The following is an 18,870-nucleotide window of genomic DNA, read 5'->3' on the forward strand; positions in this document are numbered from 1 at the left end:
TTTTTGAAAAAACGTTAGGTAAAAGTAAGAACATACAGTAGCTGGCTTTATTTTTAATATCATTCTTATTCCCCTTACAATCGTTCCAAAAAGATAGTAACTTTCCCCAAGAAGACTCTTACTGTCGACGTTCAAAAGCAAGACGTACAGCAAGACCTGTCAAGACGCTTGCCATAAGCCAACGCTGCACTCGCAGCCACGTTGGCTTATGGCAAACCATTTGGCAACTCTACTTGCTGTAAATACAATTAGGAGGTTGACTATAAAGCTAACCGTTATTTGTGTAAAGCCCAGAACTGCACCTTGTAGAAGCAACGATCCTTTCTCAGGATCTTCAAATTGAGGTAGAAGTGACACATACAAAATAGCAATCTTAGGATTCAGCAGATTCGTCATAAGTCCCATTAAAAATAATTTCCGTGGCGGCTCAATAGCAATAGTACGAGGTTCCATAATAGATGTAGCACCAGGCTTAATCGAATTCCATGCGAGCCAGAGTAAGTAAGCAGCACCTGCCCACTTAACTGCTTCATAGAGAGACGGAACAGCTAGGAAAAGGGCTGTAAGTCCGAACATTGTTGCAATTATATAAATTATGAAGCCAAGCATGATACCCAAAAGAGAAATGAATCCTGCCATACGCCCCTGCGTAATCGAGCGAGAAATGAGATAAATCATGTTAGGCCCAGGTGAACAAACCATACTAAGTGAAACAATTGCAAAAGCTAGCAAAGTGCTAAAACTGACCATGAATCTTCCACCCCTTTATCTTACATAAATTTCTTATCGTCCATTTTATCATGATTGAGGAGAAAAAAGATTAATGTATGCCTATTCATATAAGGTTAACATAGCGTATTATTATCGGGATTCACTGTATTTAGAAGACTATGAAAAGTCCTCCATTTTTTTAAACTGGGGGACTTTCGTGATCACAAGGCTTTAAAAGTAACCTATCCATAGTGATATTAAAGTTACTACTAACAGGGCAAGAAGAAATGTGATATTTCGAATCCACTTTTGTATATCATCAAAATACCGTTCTATAAATGCAACGTTGATATAAAACATGAAAAATACAACAAAGAAGGTAAAGTTACCAAATTTATCATTCAATTTTTCATTAGTAAATGTGCTTACATGAAGGAATAGTAAAGCAAAAGTTACTAAGAATAACTCAAATAGCCTTTTTTTGCTCACGCCACCACCACCCTACAGTAATTTCCTTTCGTTTTATTTTATCTGAACGTAGTGTGTAGCAGACTGTAAATATTATTTACTTATGTAAAAAAAGGCTAACAATTCAAGATCGTTAGCCTTAATCGCGCCTTTTAAAAAATAACTCAATATAACAAATGAATGATTCTTCAACTTACACTATATTCTCCTTTTATTACAAAAAACGAACCTCGAATTGTTCCAGCAAGTTTAGACTTCTGTCTAGCAAACTTAAACTTCTCTACTAACTCCGTTGGTATCTCCATTCCCTCAGAAAGCTTAAATCCAACGGCCCGCTTCTTTGGGTTATCCAACGTATACATGACGTTGACTGCAAGACCATCCTCATAGAAGACATAGGCAAATTTAATATTTTCCACTTGAAAACACGATGTTTCTAAAGGTTTTGCCGCAAACTCAATATCACGTTCTTCTTTCAAAATGCGGTTCACATAACCAAGAGTCTTCTCACTTTCACTAGCTGGTACAACCGTAAATTCATGCTTGTATTTATTCATAAAGTAACGTGCTTCATGGGCACGTAAACCAGCAAGTGCTTCTGCTACAGGTGAAGACTCCATGCCAGCTGTAGTTACGTTTTTAAAATCAACTATATTGGACAATTCCATCTCTCCTTTTAACACTTTACTTCCTAACAACTGGAATCCATATTTCACCAAATACTAAGCCGTTTCGCTGCCCCATCTCAACTGTTGTATTTGGCCCACCAACATAGGAAAAATCTTTTACTTCTGCTAATGCTTGACCAAATGCAATACCAGTAAGCTTATTACTTAGCTCCTCAGCTGTATTGCCTTCCCCTTTAACTACTAGGTATTCTCCCCTCGGAAACTGGATAACTCTAGATTCTTCTTGTATCGTTGCCTCTGTCATGACACCAGCGTAATACATCATCTTGTTATTCACCGCTTCACTCACAGAAAAAATGTAATCATTTGTAGCTAAAGCTTTTAAAGTGTCCAGCCTTCCATCTTCTTTAACAGCTGACCAAAAGTCTTCCTTTTCTTTATTTATTCCAGCAAAGTCTGTGTATTCGCTCTTAAGTTCAGTTCCAATACCTAACACGATAAAGCTATCTTTTTCTTCCAAAGTATAATTTTTCATATTCAAAACCTTCCTCTTTTTAAATTAATCAAATGATTTATCTTTTCATCTGATGAGTTTATAATATCCTTAAATCATGTCAAAAAATGATACTGTTTAGGAGACCAACATGAAAAAAGTTGAACGGATTAATACCATCATGCGGTACATCAACAACCGCTCCCACTTTACAATTTCTGAAATCATACAAGAATTTAACATCTCACGATCGACAGCTATTAGAGACATTAGAGAGATTGAAGCCATGGGGATGCCGCTCGTCGCTGAAGTTGGAAGGGCTGGGGGCTATTTTGTCATGCATAACTCTATCCTGCCCGTCGTTCGCTTTACTGATAATGAGGTCAAAGCTCTTTTTATTGCCTTTATGGCCACAAGAAATCAACAACTTCCCTATTTGAAAAGTCGTCAGTCTCTAGCTGAAAAACTACTAGGACTCATCTCAGAAATCCAGCAAGATGACCTTGTTCTTTTAAATCAAATCTTGCTTTTTGAAGGGACTAACCCTCATAATCCTGACCTACTTGAGCTTTCTGACCTCCCCCATCCTATGTTAGAAAAACTCATCCAAATCCTTCTTTTGGATAGCCATTTATTGATTACCATAAAAGAAGAAGCGGAAATCAAGTCTTATCCAATTTATCTACTACACCTTTATCAAGAAAAAAGCCATTGGATAATTGAAGTCTTTGACATAAAAGAAGAAAAAAAGAAGATGCTCCCTGTCGATCATCTCATCAATGTCGAACCCTATACGATGAAAAAGAGATTAAGTAAGAAAAAGATTTTAGAAAAACTCAGTAAGAAGGACGAAGCAATCAACCTTGTACTTGAACTTGGTCCAAAAGCGATTGCCCAGTTCAAAAAATACCATCCTTTAAAAATTTCTATTTCCTATACAAATCCTTACCAATCCACAGCCATTTTAAAGACTTTTATCAATGTTAACAATCTCGATGAATTAACAGAAATAACAAATTGGCTACTTTTCCTAGGTAAGGATATCAAAATTAGGGAAGTGCCTGAAGAATTGTTAGAAGGTTTAAAAGAGAGATTATGTTTATACTGCCCATAAGCAGTGACCAGTTACACTCAAAATAATATTGAGTTTGACTAGATGCCAGTTACCCCTATTTAAATACCTAGTAAAAACATTTTATTCGTTACCGCTACTTTAAACGCTCTTCTAAGAATAACGCCAACACAAAAAAAGACATGAACTAATCTTTGTTCATGTCTTTTTATATTAGATTTTAACCCTCACTAAATTACTTGTTTAATATTCTAATGTGGATTTATCTTATCCATAATCTCTTTCATTCTTTTTTCAAATCCCACTATTTTAGCACTTGAACTAACAATAGCGAATTAGAATAATGACTTAATACTTGCTAGGACAGTAAGTATACCTACAATAATGACAAATACATTGCTCATTTTCCCTCTGTATTTAGCCAGTACTGGTACTTTACGAATCGCATACATTGGTAATAGACATAAGATCGCAGCAACTAACGGACCGCTAAGGGCATCAATGATTCCAAGAATACTTGGATTTGCATAAGCAACATACCAACATGTTAATACGACAAAAGCAAGAATCATTGTCTTAACTGTTTTTTCTTCGATAGCTTTTCCGCGTGTTTTACCAAACTTGATAATTACGTCACGCATTACCTCATATGCCCCTATATAATGGCCAAGGAAAGACTTAGTTATAGCCACAAAAGCAATGATAGGAGCTGCAATAGTGATTACTGGTGAATTAAGCTCATTAGCAAGATACGATAGAATTGATAAGTTTTGTTCTTTAGCCATCATAAGATCTTTTGGAGTTAAACTCAGTGCACTACTCCAAACAAAGAACATAACTACTACGAATGTCATAATATAACAAACTTTTTGTATTTGAGCACATTTGGCATCAGTAGCTTCTATTCCATAGGTAGCTCTCTGTTTTATAACAAATGACGAAATCAGAGGAGAATGATTAAATGAGAATACTATGATTGGTAGTATCATCAATATCACTCCAAAATACCCTGTCCCTGTTGAAGCAGTAGAAACACTTGAAAAACTGAGCATTGACGTATTCCACTGTGGAATTAAAGATATTGAGATAAAAAGTAAAGACACGATAAAAGGATATACTAGCATGCTCATTATCTTTACAATGATATCTTGACCAAAATTTAGTATAGCTATAAGGCCGAGCACTAATACAAGAGATAAAATGGCCCTTGGAGGCTCCGGCATGTGCAATTGATGCACGATAAAACTACTTGCAGTATTTGTAAGTGCAACCGAATACATCAGCACGATCGTATAAATTGAAACGAAATATACTATGTTAAAAATGATACTTGCCTTATTTCCAAAATACTCTCTTATTGTACCTGTGATCCCCTCATCAGCAGAATTAGAAGCGTATATCATTTTAGCAAGTGCCCTATGTGAGTAATACATAACAGGAAATGCAAGTATCGTAATTAACAGTAATGATAATAAACCACCTGAACCTGCATTAATAGGTAAAAAGAGTACTCCTGCTCCAATTGCTGTTCCAAAAAGGCTCAATGCCCAGGTAGTATCTTGTTTATGCCACTTTTTAGGATCTAGATATTCCTCATTTTTCACTGCAGTATTTTCAGCTTGAAATTCTATTTTTTTTGCAGTATTCCCATTCATATAACAAATCCCCCTTGTATCCTATTCTTACGTCTCTTTTTAGGCTTAAGAATATAGACCATTCTTAAAAATGAATCGCTTACTTGATGCACCATATTGTAAACGATTCCACCTAAAGCTGTCTCTCTTAATGTGCGAGGCATTTATCCTCCAACCCTATACTTCGTCAGCATTGATGATATTGTTTACACCAGCTAATACGATGTCCGCTGCTACTAAACTATTTTGAAGAAATTCTCCTTCTGGTCACACACCTTTCTGCAATTAATCGTTTCAGTCTGTCCAATTTTAAAATGTTTGATATTTTCTCCGTAGGTAATCGGTTACCTCTCGACGCCCTCATTATAACGTTTATATTTGCGAGTCTAATTTTTTTTTATTTTTAGAAAGACAGAATAAACAGAATTATGAATAGATAATAAATTACAATTGGCATGTAGCAATTGTGTCTATTTTTTGAAGCTGTATTAGTTAGCAAAAAGGAGAAAATAATACAGATATCCTTTTTGTTAAAACGTTGACTATATTGGGAACTCATTATAAAGATAGTTATATTCCCTTTTGCTGAAACATCTTATTTTAGACGCGAAAACTGTTATAATAAATAATCATTGTAGATGTAAAGGAATAAATTAAGAAAACATAAAATCATCCAACCGAATATTTATCACAAATATCGAATTAATATGCATTTTTCAGAAAAAAAGAACTTCTCTAACTTAGTACCAGCGCACCTTCTATAACGTTTGACATGTTACACCTTTTAAAAGAATAACACCATAAGTTTCCATTTACTATATGTAATATTTATTAAGTGTAGTTTTTTCTAAATATGCATAATTTCATATTTAGAAAAAGAGAGTATACTTTCGTATTGTGTAATAAAGATATGGCCCACCTACGGAAATAGGTGGGCTTTTCATGTATAAAAATTGCATTTATTATATGACGATTAGAATTGCGGTCAAAATATTATCTCTTCCCCTTTAACTCTCTCAGTCTGCTTTTTTCAGCGTCTGAACCTACTTACGTACCAACTACATAACCAGTAAAAATACTAACAATTATAGCAATAACTAAGATTAATGTGATTTTAATCCACTTTTCCAAACATATATTTCATTTCAGAAGATTTAGTTACCATAGGGCACCGAACCGATGGTCCACTTACCCTAACTGACGTTTAAATGCTTTACCGGCGAAGAAGTAAGCGATAACCATAATTCCTACACACCAAGCAAGTGCAATCCAAATATCGTTGCCAACAGTCCCTTCATATAAGAGGGCACGAATCGCATTCACGATTGAAGTTACAGGCTGGTTCTCAGCGAACGCACGAACAATTTTTGGCATCGTTTCGGTAGGAACAAAGGCCGAACTAATAAAGGGCAGAAAAATTAGCGGGTATGAGTAGGCTGTCGCCCCTTCCATAGACTTCGCTGTCAACCCGGGAATGATAGCCAACCATGTTAGCGCCAGCGTAAACATCCCAAGTATTCCAGCTACCGCAAGCCAATCCAGAATATTAGCGCTGGAACGGAAGCCCATTAAGAGCGCAACAAGGATAACCACCACGATAGTAAGTACATTAGCAACAAGTGAGGTTAATACGTGAGCCCATAATACCGACGAGCGCTTGATAGGCATAGTAATGAAACGTGCCATCAGCCCACTCTTTACATCTGTAAACAACCGCACGGATGTGTAAGCGACACCGGATGCGATAGCCATCAGCAAGATTCCCGGCAATAAATAATTGACGTAGTTATCCGTTCCTGTCTTTATGGCGCCGCCAAATACGTAGACAAACAACAGCATCATCATAATCGGTGTAATCGCTACCGTAATAATCGTATCTGGACTCCGCATAATGTTGCGCATTAAGCGCCCTAGTAATACCCCTGTTTTGCTTTTCATTTACATCTCCTCCTTTTTGCCGATGATCGCAAGGAAAATTTCTTCCAATGTCGGCTGCTTCTCGATATACTCCACTTTTGCTGGCGGGAACATCTCTTTAAGTTCAGTAAGAGTACCAGTCGTAATAATTTTTCCGCCATGCAAGATAGCGATACGGTCCGCCAGTTGTTCGGCTTCCTCCAGGTACTGGGTTGTCAGCAAGATGGTTGTGCCACCGCCGGCAAGTTCCTTGACGGTATCCCACACTTCAATCCGCGCTTCGGGGTCAAGCCCTGTCGTCGGTTCATCGAGAAAAATGACTGCTGGCGTTCCGATCAAACTCATCGCGATGTCAAGCCGGCGCTTCATCCCACCTGAATACTGGTCTGCCCTCTGGTTAGCTGCATCGGTCAGGCTAAATCTTGCAAGCAAATTATCAGCGACTTGAGCAGGACTAGAAACTCCACGCAAATTGGCAATCATTATCAAGTTTTCTCTCCCCGTGAGCATGCCGTCTAAAGCTGCAAACTGCCCTGTCAGACTGATACTTTGACGAACATGATCCGATTGACGCTGGACGTCAAAACCGCAAACACCTACTTCGCCGCCATCTTGCTTCATCAGCGTAGAGAGGATATTGACCGTCGTCGTCTTGCCCGCTCCATTTGAGCCCAGCAGCGCGAAAATTTCGCCACGCTGCACTTCAAAATCTACCCCTTTTAACACTTCCTTATCTTTAAAGGATTTTTTTAACCCTTTTACAGAAATCGCTGTGTTGCTCATGCTTTTTTCCTCCTTAAAAAATGTTTTGTAAAGCTATACTGCCTACACTCCTCTATTTAGTATTACTGATATTCTGTATTACTTAGTACTGATTTAAAAATATAACTGAATAGCGATGGTGGCAATTCACATTTGTAACCAGCTAATCAGTCGGTATTACCTTTTGCATTTATTTTTTTCTCAATTGCTTCATGATACTTTCATTCAAATCTTCACGATACTTGGAGACATAAGTTTTAGCGTTTGCCACTAGTTCGTCAGCAAAGGATGCCACGTCCTCCCCAGTGATTTCCAGCACTTGTCTGCCTTCCGCCGCACCGGCTTCAAACAAATCGATTAATTCATACTGTATGTGTAGCATATCCATCCCGTTGCCCGCTGAGAAATTCCACATGTAGTTTTGGATTTTCTTAAACACAAATTGGTAGTCCTCTGGCAGAGCTCCAACCCGTGCCATCATCATTTTGTACTCTTTTTTATCACCAATTAATTTTTTGAACATTTCCAACATATTATTTTTCCTCCTTTTTTATAAAGCAGAACAAGAAACTCCCAAAATATCGGCCGAATATTTTATCTTATGAGGCTAGTTTGACTTCAAGACGTTAATTTTTGATGATACAAAATCCCATTTTCTCCAAAACAATTCAAGCTCCTGGCGGCCATCCTCATTTAGTGAATAAAACTTACGAGGCGGCCCCATATCTGATGGTTTCTTTTCAATATTCACAAGTTTTTTCTTCTCTAATCGCACAAGGATGGTATAGACCGTTCCTTCTACGACTTCAGTAAACCCAAGCTCATTCAGGTGGCGGGTAATCTCATAGCCATAGGTCTCACGGCGGCTGATAATTTCCAGCACACAACCTTCCAGCGAACCTTTCAGCATTTCAGTTAAATTTTCCATGTTCTGATCCTCCTTTACCCCCTATTCTGTCTGACTTATATTCAGTATCACAGAGTACTAAGGCTAATTTTTACTGAATAGCTTTTGAAAAACCACACTATTCAGTATTACTTATTACAAGTACATTGTATGACTAAGTAGATAGAATGTCAACTCGATTTTTAAATTTTTTCTTAAATCCGCTTTTGCCTATTGGATACTGAATATATTTTTAAAAACTACGCTATTCAGTATTACTCATTACCACTACATTGTATGACTGTGTAGATAGAATGTCAACTCGATTTTTAAATTTTTTCTTAAATCCGCTATTATCTATTGGATACTGCCTATTTTCTTCTTAAGAAATCTCACCACATACCTATCCAGCTAAAAAAAGGAAATACCCCAAAACAAAAATTCCGCATTTTTGTTTTGGGCGTTATAATATTCCGAAGTTAATGGGCTAGCTCTCCTTATTAAGAAGACGGATCATTTTTTTGTTCTTCTACTAATGCACCTGTGCATCTAATACATGAGCTTGCGAATACATACAAATTCTTTATAAAGCCAACTCTACATATAGGACATCCTTTTTGTTACGATAACATCATATTCATGTCTTCTGCTGCAGTTGTAATTAGTTTTAAACCAAATGTTTCTTGTAATACATCAAGCACACCAGGTGAAATAAATTCAGGTGCCTTTGGACCAATGCGAATATCTTGAATACCAAGACTAAATAGCCCAAGCAAAATGGCAACAGCTTTTTGTTCAAACCATGATAGGACAATACTCACTGGCAATTCATTTACTTCACATTGAAAAGCATCTGCTAAAGCGGCCGCTATTTTCACTGTAGAAATTGAGTTATTACATTGCCCTAAGTCAATATAACGCGGAATCTCCGTACCAGGTACAACCCCATAATTCACATCATTAAAGCGGAATTTCCCACAAGAAGTTGTTAAAATAACCGTTTCTGGAGGAAGTGACGTTGCTAATTCACGATAGTATTCCCCGCCTTTTCCTGGTGCATCACAACCTGCGATGACAAAGAAACGCTTTATTTTCCCTTCCTTTACTGCCTCAATAATTTCTGGAGCTAATGATAATACTGTATTATGATGAAATCCTGTTACTAACTGTTCATCCGACTCCATATGTACTTCGGGAAGCTCTAGCGCTTTTTGAATCAATGGTGCAAAATCATCATTTTCAATTTTTTGTACGCCCTCTAAGCCTGCAATATCATATGAAAAGAATCGATCAGAGTATGATCCTTTAATTGGCATAACACAGTTCGTTGTAGCTAATATGGCACCAGTGAATTTTTCAAAAAGGCGTCGTTGATCGTACCATGCCTTACCAATGTTTCCTTTTAAATGTTTATATTTTTTCAGCTTTGGATATCCGTGTGCTGGTAACATTTCAGAATGCGTATAAATATTAATTTCTTTTCCTTCTGTTTGCTTTAATAGTTCCTCTAATGCAAATAAATTATGACCAGTAACTACAATTGCCTTACCTTCTACATGATTTTGTGTAATTTGAACAGGCTCTGGAACACCAAAGTGATTCGTATGTGCCTCATCCAACAACTCCATCACCCGTAAAGCTGATTTCCCAACTTTCATAGCCATATCAATATGTTCTTGTTCATTAAAGTTAGAATTTGTTAATGTCATATATAGCGCTTCTTGAGTTGTAGCATCTACAAATGCATCTGTATACCCTAGCTGAGCAGCATGAGTACGATAAGCAGCAATTCCTTTTAATCCAAACACAATCGTATCTTGTAAACTTGCAATGGTTTCATTCTTACCACAAACACCCATCACTTTACATCCGCCTGTTGGCGTTTGTTCACATTGATAACAAAACATATCATCCCACCCTCTCCCAATCATTCCTTACAAACTAAGCATAATGCCCATTGAGAAAAAGGGATGTGATATCAATCACAATAATATATGAAAATTTGTGACAGTTCATATTGTTGACATAATATTTTTATTGACACTCTAAAATTTATACATAGGCATGTACACTTCTGTTGATGCTTCCAAATCACTAAATAATTGCTTTAAAGAAAGTCTAACAATATATAAATAAAAATGAATCTTTTACTAGCTCATTGTACAAAACTAAGATTTCTTACTATATTTGGCGATAAAGCGTTTTGAATCTCTTGCGTAAATAATTTTGATTTATAAAACACAAAATTCCACATATAAATACGCTATTCTTTCTTATAATCCAATAGAAAGAATAGCGTATTTTATTAGTTGAGAATGTTTTAAGGTTATTATGGGAACTCCCTTTATTTACAGTAGTTTTACACTACCTTAACATTGTTTACATTAATTTATGATATATTAATATAGAAACTACTTAAGAAATTTCATGTACATTTTTATCTTTATAATTTCTTATTTAATTGATAGAGAGATCATGTTATATCTTTATAACAGGGGTGAATTAGGATGACTGAAACTTTAAAGACACTTATAATGCTTGATGTTACTTACGTTATTATAGCAATTATGACGGTACTGGTATTTGTATACTTGGAATTAAAATCTCAGTAACGTATTCAGGCGTAATCGATAGCTTCGCATTTAAATATAGTTAGAAAAAAGAGAGGAGAAAATTGTTTTCTCCTCTCTTTTTTATTCCCACAGTTTCTTATTTCAACAAATCCAATGTATGTAAAAGTAATCCTCTGTCCCCTACTTCCCCATGACCAGGTACTACTGAATTTATATTTCCATATCGGTTCAACACATTTTCAATTGATGTGGACCATTCATTTACATATGCATCAGCAACATTTCCTAAATCTTTTGCTTCCGCAGATTTCACTAAACAGCCTCCAGCTAAAATTTTATATTGTGGTAACCATACAACAATGTTATCTTCTGTATGACCTTTCCCCGGATAGAACGTTTCTACTTTCATATTTCCAAACTTCATATTCGTAATTGTTTGCAAGTCTCCAAGCGGCTGATCATATCCATTTTTCTTTGCTAGTTCCGCAGTTAATGCTGTACTATGCGCTTTAATGCCTCTTTCTTTCAACGTTTTCATTCCACCAATTCGATCAGCGTGTGCATGTGTAATAATGACATCCGTTACGCGCTTCTGAAATTTCTTTTCTACCATCTCTATTAGTTCCTTCGTTAACTTATCATCCCAAGAAGAATCGACAAGTACTAACCCTTTAGAAGTATTAAGAACTAGACCGTTCGAAGGAACTGCTTCTCCATTAAAATAACCTAACTCCGTATGAACCCATACATTTTTATTTAACTGAGAAATTGAAATAGTTCCTGTCTCATTCTTTATTATTTTGTTCTCTACCTTTCGTTCTGCTTGTACAGAAGAAATTGTGCTACTAAATTGAGTTACGCCTAGTAAACTTACACATAATCCTACTTTTATCAACGTATTCTTTTTCATCCTTATCAATCCTTTCTTTCAAAATAAATAGTTATTACCTATAATAGACAATTCATTCCAAAAGTTTGTTCCATCTTTTCTTACATATTTTTCATGCGATTAATAAAAAAGCGTACAAAATTCTGTACGCTTTAAAACTTAATCTTCTTTTTACCATTCACGCTTTTTATTAATTTTCATTTTTTCTTCAAACGCCTTCTCTAAATCAATTTCTAATTTGTTTGCTAAATCACATACATTCCAAATTACATCAAACATTTCTAAACCAATCTCTCTTTTCGAATCTTGTATTTTATCACGCTTTAATATAACTTCCGCTAATTCACCTAATTCCACCATCACATACATCGTACGCTCTTCAATTGTTGTATCTTGAAACCCTTTTTCTTTACTGAAATTTGATACATATCTCTGGAATTCCACAATATTCATACTTAATCTCCCTTCATCACAAATACTCCGTTTTTCTATTACAATTAAAATCACAATTGTATTTTGTTAAATAATAACATTCATACTATAATTTATTTATAGCCCATAAACGGAGGTGTTTCAATAACTCTCTTCGCTTCCCCATCCTTATTCGTAGTAGCAATCATTTCATTTGCACTAGCTTATTTCATCGGGGTAAAACAATACACTTGGCTCTTATCAGGATTCAATGAACGCCGCGTGCCGGATAAAGTGAAGCTATCAAAAATAGTTGGTCTTTATAATGTAATTGCCGGTGTTATCGCCACAATTGGTAGTGTCTTCACTGCTCCTAATGTCAAAATCGTTATTCCTATCATTGTAATTGGACACGTCATAATAGCCGCATATGTAAATACACGTATGGTTCAGTAAAAAAAGATCATCCAAATGGATGATCTTTTTCATAATTTATCGACATATTGCTTTGCTTCTAGTAATGAAAAACCAAATGCTTCTCTTACTCTCTTAACTGCTGTAATCGTTTTTCCATCTTCCACAAGCTGACGCAATTCTTTATTAATTTCGGGTTCTCTTTCTACAATTCCTATTTCTTTCGTAATTAATTGTAATCTATCTTCAATCCTTTTTAAACGCGCATCATTTTTCTTTTCAATTTTAGTTAGTTTTTCAGCGATATAAATGAACCCAAAGACTGCTATCGGTATAACCATCCAAAATTCCATGAACGTTCCCCCTTACTAGCTTTTATTTATTTTTTTACTAACTTATGTAAATTTTACCATGACACACATTTAATGTATAATAGTAATATACAACATTATTGATAAACCTATTATTTTAGGGGGACACTTTATGAAACGATTTTTGAATACGTTACTACAATTTGTAGTTCTTTCAATTGCACTACATTTATTATTTGATATAGTTGGTTGGCTTGTTTTCAATGCACCAATTGAAAACAAAGGAGCACTTATTTCCTACATATCAACTCTATGGCTAATGTATATGTATAGAGATAAATTTCTTCAGTTTATAATGCGAATTTCTGCAAAATAAAAGAGGACACTTCATCAAAAATGATGAGGTTTTTTCTTTTATTCTCTTTCTCTATATTAAAAATTAACTTTTAATTCCATTCACATCACCTCTCATAGATTAACAATGTATAATAAAGTTAATATTCTATTTTTAAAAAGAAAGGAGCAACTATGAACTTAAAAAGTAACAATATATACGAGAAAATGAACCAATATTCCGTTGCTGGTTTAAGCCTTGCCGTCATACGTGATGGCAAACTAAACGAAGCGACTGCCTTTGGAACACTTGAATCTGGAACAAATAGAACTGTCACTACGGATTCCATCCTCAATTCTTGTTCTATTAGCAAATTCATCACCACAATGCTCGTACTAACATTATCAGATCAAGAAATCGTACATTTAGATGAAGACGTAACTGATAGACTCACATCCTGGAACATCCCTACCAATCTATTTACTTCACAGAAAAAAGTCACGTTGCGAAACTTATTAAGTCACCAATCTGGAATCATTGATCCTCCTAATAGTTTTGAACATTATAAGCTAGAGAAAGGAATACCTAAAATTCCTGAAGTCCTTTCTGGTAGAACATTATATTGCCCAGTACCTATAGAAATGAATTATGAACCAGAAAGTGAATTTCACTACTCAGACGCAAACTTTTGTATAATCGAACAACTACTAGAAGATATTACTGGGAAATCATTTAGTCAGTTACTAGAAGAACTTATCTTCCAGCCACTACAAATGAAAAATAGTACACTCTTCTCTCCCGAAGTCATAGATAAAACCGATGCTTTTGCTTGCGGGCATAATAAAGATGAAACTGTAACAAATGAGAACTATCCATTTTATCCATTCGCAGCTGCTTCAGGCATTTGGACAACACCAACCGACTTATCAGCTTTAGTAATCGAACTCATTCATTCCTTACAAGGAAATAGCAAACTAGAACTTTCTCAAAAAACAGTACTAGATATGATTTCTCCTCAAGGCTGCTCAAAATGGACTGGATTAGGTATTTTTCTAGAGGATTCGAATGAAGACTTACAAATTTACTCACTTGGATGGGGTGTTGGATTTCAATGTATGATTGTTTGTTATCCTTATAGAGGTAATGGGGCTGTTATTATGACAAATACAGACTTAGGTGTTCATCAAATGGAGGGCGTCATTGGTGAAGTTTTAAAAATGCTATCTTTATAATGAATTAGACATATATAAAGAAAGAAGCTGATCCCCAGCCTCTTTCTTTATATAACATTTTTCGCAACAATTTTTATATGTTCCGGCGCGATAATTTCCGTTATACTTTCTTGGAAATCTTCATGCAACAATTCTTCAATATGTTCTAACTGCACTTCGACATGTGTACATTCTAAATTATGTATATTCAATAGTGCATAATGATCTTTTTTCTTAATTATTAAATATTGATTTTCTTCTGTTACGAGCATTGAACCTAATCGGGCTCCTAGTAGGCGTTGATCATCAAACTTCATAATTGCTTCTCCTTCCTTCACATAAATATAATTTACAAGTAATTATATTTATGGAAATAGCTCTAATGTAGACTATATCATAATTTACTAAAATATAAATATCATTTTTCTTCCCAATGAAAATTCCTGTTTTTTCATATATTTCGATACAAAAAAACTTTCTCAACACAAAAATAAGAATTTTCAGTTTTTTATCCCGTGAAAATCTATTATAATAAAGTTAATAAATGTTTGACCTCTCCTAATTCATGTACATATGGATGATCAGTAGTTGCTGCTACTGATCTATTTTTTTGATTTCAGAAAGCAAATACGCCGCATCCTTTCCTACCCCACAAATAAGTGCCGAACCCCTTTGAGATTGCCAGGGCAATCCGATATAATACAATCCTCTTACTAGACTTATTCCCTTTATATGATTAGGAAATCCTTTCTCATTCACAGCCTTTTCTATTTCAATCCATTTATAATCTTGAACAAAACCAGTTGACCATATAATACTTTGTGCCCTATACGTATCACCATTCTGAAACATAATGTTATTTTCTGATGCACTTACTACTTTTCCCCATAGTTTTATTGCTCCATTACGAATGAGTTCCTTACCTTCAAAACCAAAAATAGGATCCTTTCTCTTCTGAAACCACCTTCCTCTCTTTGTATTTATTTCAGCATACAATAAACCTATTTTTTCTAACCAATTGAAAATACTTTTTCTAAAAAGATGTAACGGTAAAAACGTTAAAGGATGACTGATAGACATCGTAACTTCATGAGTTTTTGCAAGTTCTACTGCTATTTGCATGCCTGAATTCCCGCCACCTACTACTAGTACTCTTCCCTTTGGAATTTGCGATGGTGATATATATTGTGATGAATGTATTTGAAAAATATGTGATGAAAGATGTTGTGAAAATGAGGGGATGAATGGTTGCTGAAAACCACCTGATGCGATAATAACTTTTTTCGATTGTAAAATTTCTGTAGGAGTGTGTAATTCAAATATTTCTTTCTCTTTCCTTATTTTTAAAACTTCAGTTTGCAATTGTACGGGTAATTTATGATGCCTTGCATATCCTTCTAAATAATTTGCAATCTCATCTTTATATGGAAATCCATTTTTCTCTCCTATTAATGCCATACCTGGCAAACTACTATATGCCCTCGGTGTAAAAAGCTGCAAAGAATCATATCGGTTTCTCCATGAATCACCAATTTGGTTTCCCGCCTCAAGTAATAAGAAACTATATCCTTCCTGCTTCAAGTAGTATCCCATTGTTAATCCAGCTTGACCAGCTCCAACGATAATTATATCTTTCACTCCAATCCCTCCTTCTCACAAACACATGAATACATGTTCATATGTTTCCATAATCATAACATTTTATTTTTATATAATTCAATATCTACCCAAAATAAAAAGAGCAGTTTACTATAAAGTAAACGCCCCTTAATATGTATCATCTCGTTACTCATTAATATTTCAATTGTCCCTAAAGGATCTAACGGCCCATACACACTATCACCTAAATTTATTATCATTTCGACCTTACGACGTGAAATATCTTTTAATACCGCCTTTAAAGCGTGACTATTTCCATAAATATCTGAAATTATCGCTATTTTTCTTTTCATTGTAACCCCTATTTTGATAAATTATTTATGACACCTCAATTTCTAAACCATTTCCTCATAAAATGTAATTCTATTTGAAAATGGATCAATCACTGTTAATTCAAGTGTATCCCAAGGTGTTTTTTCTATATTAGGTTTAGAATATAAATATTCTTTACTCGATAAAGTAGCATAATAACTTTTTAAATCCTCTATTTTCACACGAATCGCACCACCTGGTGAAGCATCCCCATGATGTTCTGATAAATGTATCACAACATCATGTAACGAAATTTGCATATATAACGGCATATTGTCCTCATACCGATGTTCCCAATCCAACTTAAACCCTAAAAAGTTAATGTAAAACAAATGAGCCTTTTCAACATCAAAAATTCTGAATATAGGTGTAATCATTTATAATCCCCTCCTATTTATAAACATCCGCAGCCAATTCCCGCAAAACATCTACATTCATCACTTCAAAGCAACCATTATTTTTCTTTATAATCTCTTTATCACAAAAAACATTTAATGTTCGTAATAAATGCCGATAACTCGTTCCTAACAATTCGGCTGTTTCCGTTAAATTCCCACTAAACACAATTCTATTTCCGTGCTGAACCGCTCGTTCCCCTGCTGCTAACATGTAACTCGCAAGTCGATTTTCAAGCGGATACAGTAAATTAATTGTACTATTTTTTGAAAGTCGATTTAATTTATTGGCTAAAGAACCACAAATACATCTTAAAAATTTCGCATCATGAAACAACTGATTTCTAACTTTCCCTAAAGGCAAGCCAACACAATAAGAATCTGCCATGACTTGTACGTTTGAAGTGATCCTTTGAGAGTGAATTAACTCTACATCCCCTAACAATTGCAAGCTATCATAAAAACATAATAATACGGACTTTCCATTACTTAATGTGTTAAACGCTTTCGCTTTTCCTTCAACAAAGAAATATAAATAATCTATCTCTTCATTTTCTCTACAAATGAACTCATTCTTTTTAAAAAATATAAGTTCCATATATGGCTTCATATCACTACTAAAAAATGAGTCAATATTATTTTGTTTCATATAATCTGCTAATTTATTTGAATTACATACTTTCTTCATAGTTCCCCACCTTTACAACTCATCCCCATTTTAATCAAAATTTTCTTCTTCTACTATGACATATGTCATAGTAATACACAATTTCAACATGATACAGTCATTACAAACATGAAATACAAAGGGGATATTACATTGTATAACTTTCTTTCTGTCTTTATTGGTGTGCTTATTGCCATTATGCTTCCATTGAACGGAATTTTATCTGAGTTGATTGGCAATTATACAGCGAGTGTTGTCATTCATCTTGTAGGTTTAATAGCAGTTGTTTTCGTGCTAGTCCTTAACAAAAATAAAATTCACTTTGAAAAAGGTATTCCGCTTTATTTATATAGCGCTGGAGCGATTGGTGTATTCACTGTTCTTTTTAGCAATATAAGCTTCTCTGCTCTTGGTGCCTCTATTACTATCGCATTAGGCTTACTTGGTCAATCTATCGCTTCTATCGTAATTGATCATTTCGGTTTATTAGGTATGAAAGTTGCGAAGTTTGAAAAGAAAAAACTAGTTGGGTTATTATTCATCTCTTCTGGAATTATTATCATGACAATTTATTAATGGGGGCAAGAATATGTTATATATTTGTATCGCTATTTTAGTTGGAGTATCCATCGTTGTTGCTAGAATTATTAACGCGAATTTAGCAAAGAAAATTGGAAATTGGGAAGGTACGTTTTTTAATTATATTACTGGATTATTTTTCTCTATGTTATTTTTAATTTTCAGTTCAGATTCGTTGTATATTTCTAGTCATACACTGCAATCCATACCTATCGCTGTATACTTAGGCGGATTAGTAGGTGTTATCGTCATCTCATTATCAAACTATATTACTCCTAAAATTCCAGCATTTTATTTAACGTTACTCATCTTTATCGGACAATTATTTACGGGGACTATCATTGATTTCTTCTTGTCACACGAACTCTCAATGGGCAAAATTGTCGGTGGAATTTTCGTATTAATAGGGCTTACTTACAATTTACTCGTTGATCGCCCTATAAAAACTGTGAAGCATAGCCACGTACAACTATAATACTTTACGCTTACCTATCATATATTAATAGAAAAGCTCTTCAAACGAAGTAATAGAGAGGAGAATAT

At 34.8% G+C, this 18,870-nt stretch carries 22 protein-coding genes and 4 pseudogenes; 6 read left to right on the forward strand and 20 right to left on the reverse strand.

Annotated features, from left to right (window positions below):
* Positions 1 to 118: 118 nt before the first annotated feature.
* The 4 genes and pseudogenes from MHB76_RS16160 to MHB76_RS16175 form a co-directional block, all read right to left on the reverse strand.
* Positions 119 to 750 (reverse strand): annotated as a pseudogene (locus MHB76_RS16160) (LysE family translocator).
* A 192-nt stretch (positions 751 to 942) separates the two neighbouring features.
* Positions 943 to 1,200 (reverse strand): DUF3963 domain-containing protein, encoded by a 258-nt coding sequence (locus MHB76_RS16165; protein WP_078174087.1) that lies wholly within the window; start codon positions 1,198 to 1,200, stop codon positions 943 to 945.
* 167 nt (positions 1,201 to 1,367) lie between these two features.
* Positions 1,368 to 1,877 carry a phage tail protein gene (locus MHB76_RS16170; RefSeq protein WP_078174088.1) on the reverse strand — a complete coding sequence of 170 codons (510 nt, stop codon included), beginning with the start codon at positions 1,875 to 1,877 and terminating at the stop codon, positions 1,368 to 1,370.
* Positions 1,864 to 2,343: a GyrI-like domain-containing protein gene (locus tag MHB76_RS16175; RefSeq protein WP_078174089.1), complete on the reverse strand. Its 480-nt coding sequence runs from the start codon at positions 2,341 to 2,343 to the stop codon at positions 1,864 to 1,866. The genes MHB76_RS16170 and MHB76_RS16175 overlap by 14 nt, the downstream gene beginning before the upstream one ends.
* Positions 2,344 to 2,452: 109 nt before the next feature.
* Here MHB76_RS16175 and MHB76_RS16180 point away from each other — a divergent pair, with 109 nt between their 5' ends.
* A complete protein-coding gene (locus tag MHB76_RS16180) occupies positions 2,453 to 3,415 on the forward strand; it encodes a helix-turn-helix transcriptional regulator (RefSeq protein ID WP_078174090.1) in 963 nt (320 codons plus the stop codon).
* Between the two features lie 293 nt (positions 3,416 to 3,708).
* On the opposite strand, the gene MHB76_RS16185 is transcribed toward MHB76_RS16180, so the two are convergent.
* The 10 genes and pseudogenes from MHB76_RS16185 to MHB76_RS16225 form a co-directional block, all read right to left on the reverse strand.
* The gene (locus MHB76_RS16185) at positions 3,709 to 5,028 is read right to left on the reverse strand and encodes an aromatic amino acid transport family protein (protein WP_002110964.1); all 1,320 of its coding nucleotides are present in this window, start codon (positions 5,026 to 5,028) and stop codon (positions 3,709 to 3,711) included.
* Between the two features lie 146 nt (positions 5,029 to 5,174).
* Positions 5,175 to 5,332: pseudogene (locus MHB76_RS16190) on the reverse strand (L-serine ammonia-lyase, iron-sulfur-dependent, subunit alpha); the annotation flags it as partial.
* Positions 5,333 to 5,943: 611 nt separating this feature from the next.
* Positions 5,944 to 6,138 (reverse strand): annotated as a pseudogene (locus MHB76_RS26335) (PRK06770 family protein); the annotation flags it as partial.
* A gap of 57 nt (positions 6,139 to 6,195) precedes the next feature.
* Positions 6,196 to 6,945 carry an ABC transporter permease gene (locus tag MHB76_RS16195; protein WP_002014105.1) on the reverse strand — a complete coding sequence of 250 codons (750 nt, stop codon included), beginning with the start codon at positions 6,943 to 6,945 and terminating at the stop codon, positions 6,196 to 6,198.
* Positions 6,946 to 7,707 carry an ABC transporter ATP-binding protein gene (locus MHB76_RS16200; protein WP_002161044.1) on the reverse strand — a complete coding sequence of 254 codons (762 nt, stop codon included), beginning with the start codon at positions 7,705 to 7,707 and terminating at the stop codon, positions 6,946 to 6,948.
* Between the two features lie 169 nt (positions 7,708 to 7,876).
* Complete coding sequence (locus MHB76_RS16205) at positions 7,877 to 8,218, reverse strand: DUF1048 domain-containing protein (RefSeq protein WP_002014108.1); 342 nt, start codon at positions 8,216 to 8,218, stop codon at positions 7,877 to 7,879.
* Positions 8,219 to 8,293: 75 nt separating this feature from the next.
* Positions 8,294 to 8,614, reverse strand: coding sequence for a PadR family transcriptional regulator (locus tag MHB76_RS16210; RefSeq protein WP_002128372.1), 321 nt, complete (start codon positions 8,612 to 8,614; stop codon positions 8,294 to 8,296).
* Positions 8,615 to 9,192: 578 nt separating this feature from the next.
* Positions 9,193 to 10,479 (reverse strand): hydroxylamine reductase, encoded by a 1,287-nt coding sequence (gene hcp / locus MHB76_RS16215; RefSeq protein WP_078174091.1) that lies wholly within the window; start codon positions 10,477 to 10,479, stop codon positions 9,193 to 9,195.
* An 802-nt stretch (positions 10,480 to 11,281) separates the two neighbouring features.
* Positions 11,282 to 12,055, reverse strand: coding sequence for a BcII family subclass B1 metallo-beta-lactamase (gene bla2, locus MHB76_RS16220; RefSeq protein ID WP_078174092.1), 774 nt, complete (start codon positions 12,053 to 12,055; stop codon positions 11,282 to 11,284).
* A 150-nt stretch (positions 12,056 to 12,205) separates the two neighbouring features.
* Positions 12,206 to 12,487: a MazG nucleotide pyrophosphohydrolase domain-containing protein gene (locus tag MHB76_RS16225; protein ID WP_078174093.1), complete on the reverse strand. Its 282-nt coding sequence runs from the start codon at positions 12,485 to 12,487 to the stop codon at positions 12,206 to 12,208.
* A 123-nt stretch (positions 12,488 to 12,610) separates the two neighbouring features.
* Here MHB76_RS16225 and MHB76_RS16230 point away from each other — a divergent pair, with 123 nt between their 5' ends.
* Positions 12,611 to 12,901, forward strand: a complete 291-nt coding sequence (locus MHB76_RS16230) for a DUF3784 domain-containing protein (RefSeq protein WP_016105545.1) — start codon at positions 12,611 to 12,613, stop codon at positions 12,899 to 12,901.
* Positions 12,902 to 12,930: 29 nt separating this feature from the next.
* Here the strand turns inward: MHB76_RS16230 and MHB76_RS16235 are convergent, their stop codons facing one another.
* A complete protein-coding gene (locus tag MHB76_RS16235) occupies positions 12,931 to 13,212 on the reverse strand; it encodes a hypothetical protein (protein WP_016105546.1) in 282 nt (93 codons plus the stop codon).
* A gap of 130 nt (positions 13,213 to 13,342) precedes the next feature.
* Here MHB76_RS16235 and MHB76_RS16240 point away from each other — a divergent pair, with 130 nt between their 5' ends.
* Both MHB76_RS16240 and MHB76_RS16245 read left to right on the forward strand, forming a co-directional pair.
* On the forward strand, positions 13,343 to 13,546 hold the full coding sequence (locus MHB76_RS16240; RefSeq protein ID WP_078174094.1) for a hypothetical protein: 204 nt from the start codon (positions 13,343 to 13,345) through the stop codon (positions 13,544 to 13,546).
* 152 nt (positions 13,547 to 13,698) lie between these two features.
* Positions 13,699 to 14,736, forward strand: coding sequence for a serine hydrolase domain-containing protein (locus tag MHB76_RS16245; protein ID WP_078174095.1), 1,038 nt, complete (start codon positions 13,699 to 13,701; stop codon positions 14,734 to 14,736).
* A 47-nt stretch (positions 14,737 to 14,783) separates the two neighbouring features.
* Here MHB76_RS16245 and MHB76_RS16250 read toward each other — a convergent pair whose 3' ends face one another.
* The 5 genes and pseudogenes from MHB76_RS16250 to yeiL form a co-directional block, all read right to left on the reverse strand.
* Positions 14,784 to 15,032 carry a hypothetical protein gene (locus MHB76_RS16250; protein WP_002110984.1) on the reverse strand — a complete coding sequence of 83 codons (249 nt, stop codon included), beginning with the start codon at positions 15,030 to 15,032 and terminating at the stop codon, positions 14,784 to 14,786.
* A gap of 277 nt (positions 15,033 to 15,309) precedes the next feature.
* Positions 15,310 to 16,353 (reverse strand): flavin-containing monooxygenase, encoded by a 1,044-nt coding sequence (locus tag MHB76_RS16255; protein ID WP_016105549.1) that lies wholly within the window; start codon positions 16,351 to 16,353, stop codon positions 15,310 to 15,312.
* 125 nt (positions 16,354 to 16,478) lie between these two features.
* Positions 16,479 to 16,667: pseudogene (locus tag MHB76_RS16260) on the reverse strand (metallophosphoesterase family protein); the annotation flags it as partial.
* A gap of 42 nt (positions 16,668 to 16,709) precedes the next feature.
* Positions 16,710 to 17,063, reverse strand: a complete 354-nt coding sequence (locus MHB76_RS16265) for a glyoxalase superfamily protein (RefSeq protein WP_078174096.1) — start codon at positions 17,061 to 17,063, stop codon at positions 16,710 to 16,712.
* 13 nt (positions 17,064 to 17,076) lie between these two features.
* Positions 17,077 to 17,769, reverse strand: coding sequence for a transcriptional regulator YeiL (gene yeiL, locus MHB76_RS16270; protein ID WP_002110988.1), 693 nt, complete (start codon positions 17,767 to 17,769; stop codon positions 17,077 to 17,079).
* Between the two features lie 108 nt (positions 17,770 to 17,877).
* Here yeiL and MHB76_RS16275 point away from each other — a divergent pair, with 108 nt between their 5' ends.
* Positions 17,878 to 18,324, forward strand: coding sequence for a DMT family transporter (locus MHB76_RS16275; RefSeq protein ID WP_002121099.1), 447 nt, complete (start codon positions 17,878 to 17,880; stop codon positions 18,322 to 18,324).
* 13 nt (positions 18,325 to 18,337) lie between these two features.
* Positions 18,338 to 18,802 carry a DMT family transporter gene (locus MHB76_RS16280; protein WP_002121102.1) on the forward strand — a complete coding sequence of 155 codons (465 nt, stop codon included), beginning with the start codon at positions 18,338 to 18,340 and terminating at the stop codon, positions 18,800 to 18,802.
* Positions 18,803 to 18,870: the final 68 nt, after the last annotated feature.

Source organism: Bacillus sp. FSL M7-1345, assembly GCF_038006985.1.
GTDB lineage: Bacteria > Bacillota > Bacilli > Bacillales > Bacillaceae_G > Bacillus_A > Bacillus_A cereus_U.

Coding starts and splice junctions, on each gene's coding strand:
- MHB76_RS16175 (WP_078174089.1), bottom strand. CDS start 2,343: ATGAAAAATTATACTTTGGAAGAAAAAGATAGCTTTATCGTGTTAGGT.
- MHB76_RS16180 (WP_078174090.1), top strand. CDS start 2,453: ATGAAAAAAGTTGAACGGATTAATACCATCATGCGGTACATCAACAAC.
- MHB76_RS16185 (WP_002110964.1), bottom strand. CDS start 5,028: ATGAATGGGAATACTGCAAAAAAAATAGAATTTCAAGCTGAAAATACT.
- MHB76_RS16195 (WP_002014105.1), bottom strand. CDS start 6,945: ATGAAAAGCAAAACAGGGGTATTACTAGGGCGCTTAATGCGCAACATT.
- MHB76_RS16200 (WP_002161044.1), bottom strand. CDS start 7,707: ATGAGCAACACAGCGATTTCTGTAAAAGGGTTAAAAAAATCCTTTAAA.
- MHB76_RS16205 (WP_002014108.1), bottom strand. CDS start 8,218: ATGTTGGAAATGTTCAAAAAATTAATTGGTGATAAAAAAGAGTACAAA.
- MHB76_RS16210 (WP_002128372.1), bottom strand. CDS start 8,614: ATGGAAAATTTAACTGAAATGCTGAAAGGTTCGCTGGAAGGTTGTGTG.
- hcp (WP_078174091.1), bottom strand. CDS start 10,479: ATGTTTTGTTATCAATGTGAACAAACGCCAACAGGCGGATGTAAAGTG.
- bla2 (WP_078174092.1), bottom strand. CDS start 12,055: ATGAAAAAGAATACGTTGATAAAAGTAGGATTATGTGTAAGTTTACTA.
- MHB76_RS16225 (WP_078174093.1), bottom strand. CDS start 12,487: ATGAATATTGTGGAATTCCAGAGATATGTATCAAATTTCAGTAAAGAA.
- MHB76_RS16235 (WP_016105546.1), bottom strand. CDS start 13,212: ATGGAATTTTGGATGGTTATACCGATAGCAGTCTTTGGGTTCATTTAT.
- MHB76_RS16240 (WP_078174094.1), top strand. CDS start 13,343: ATGAAACGATTTTTGAATACGTTACTACAATTTGTAGTTCTTTCAATT.
- MHB76_RS16245 (WP_078174095.1), top strand. CDS start 13,699: ATGAACTTAAAAAGTAACAATATATACGAGAAAATGAACCAATATTCC.
- MHB76_RS16250 (WP_002110984.1), bottom strand. CDS start 15,032: ATGAAGTTTGATGATCAACGCCTACTAGGAGCCCGATTAGGTTCAATG.
- MHB76_RS16265 (WP_078174096.1), bottom strand. CDS start 17,063: ATGATTACACCTATATTCAGAATTTTTGATGTTGAAAAGGCTCATTTG.
- yeiL (WP_002110988.1), bottom strand. CDS start 17,769: ATGAAGAAAGTATGTAATTCAAATAAATTAGCAGATTATATGAAACAA.
- MHB76_RS16275 (WP_002121099.1), top strand. CDS start 17,878: ATGAAATACAAAGGGGATATTACATTGTATAACTTTCTTTCTGTCTTT.
- MHB76_RS16280 (WP_002121102.1), top strand. CDS start 18,338: ATGTTATATATTTGTATCGCTATTTTAGTTGGAGTATCCATCGTTGTT.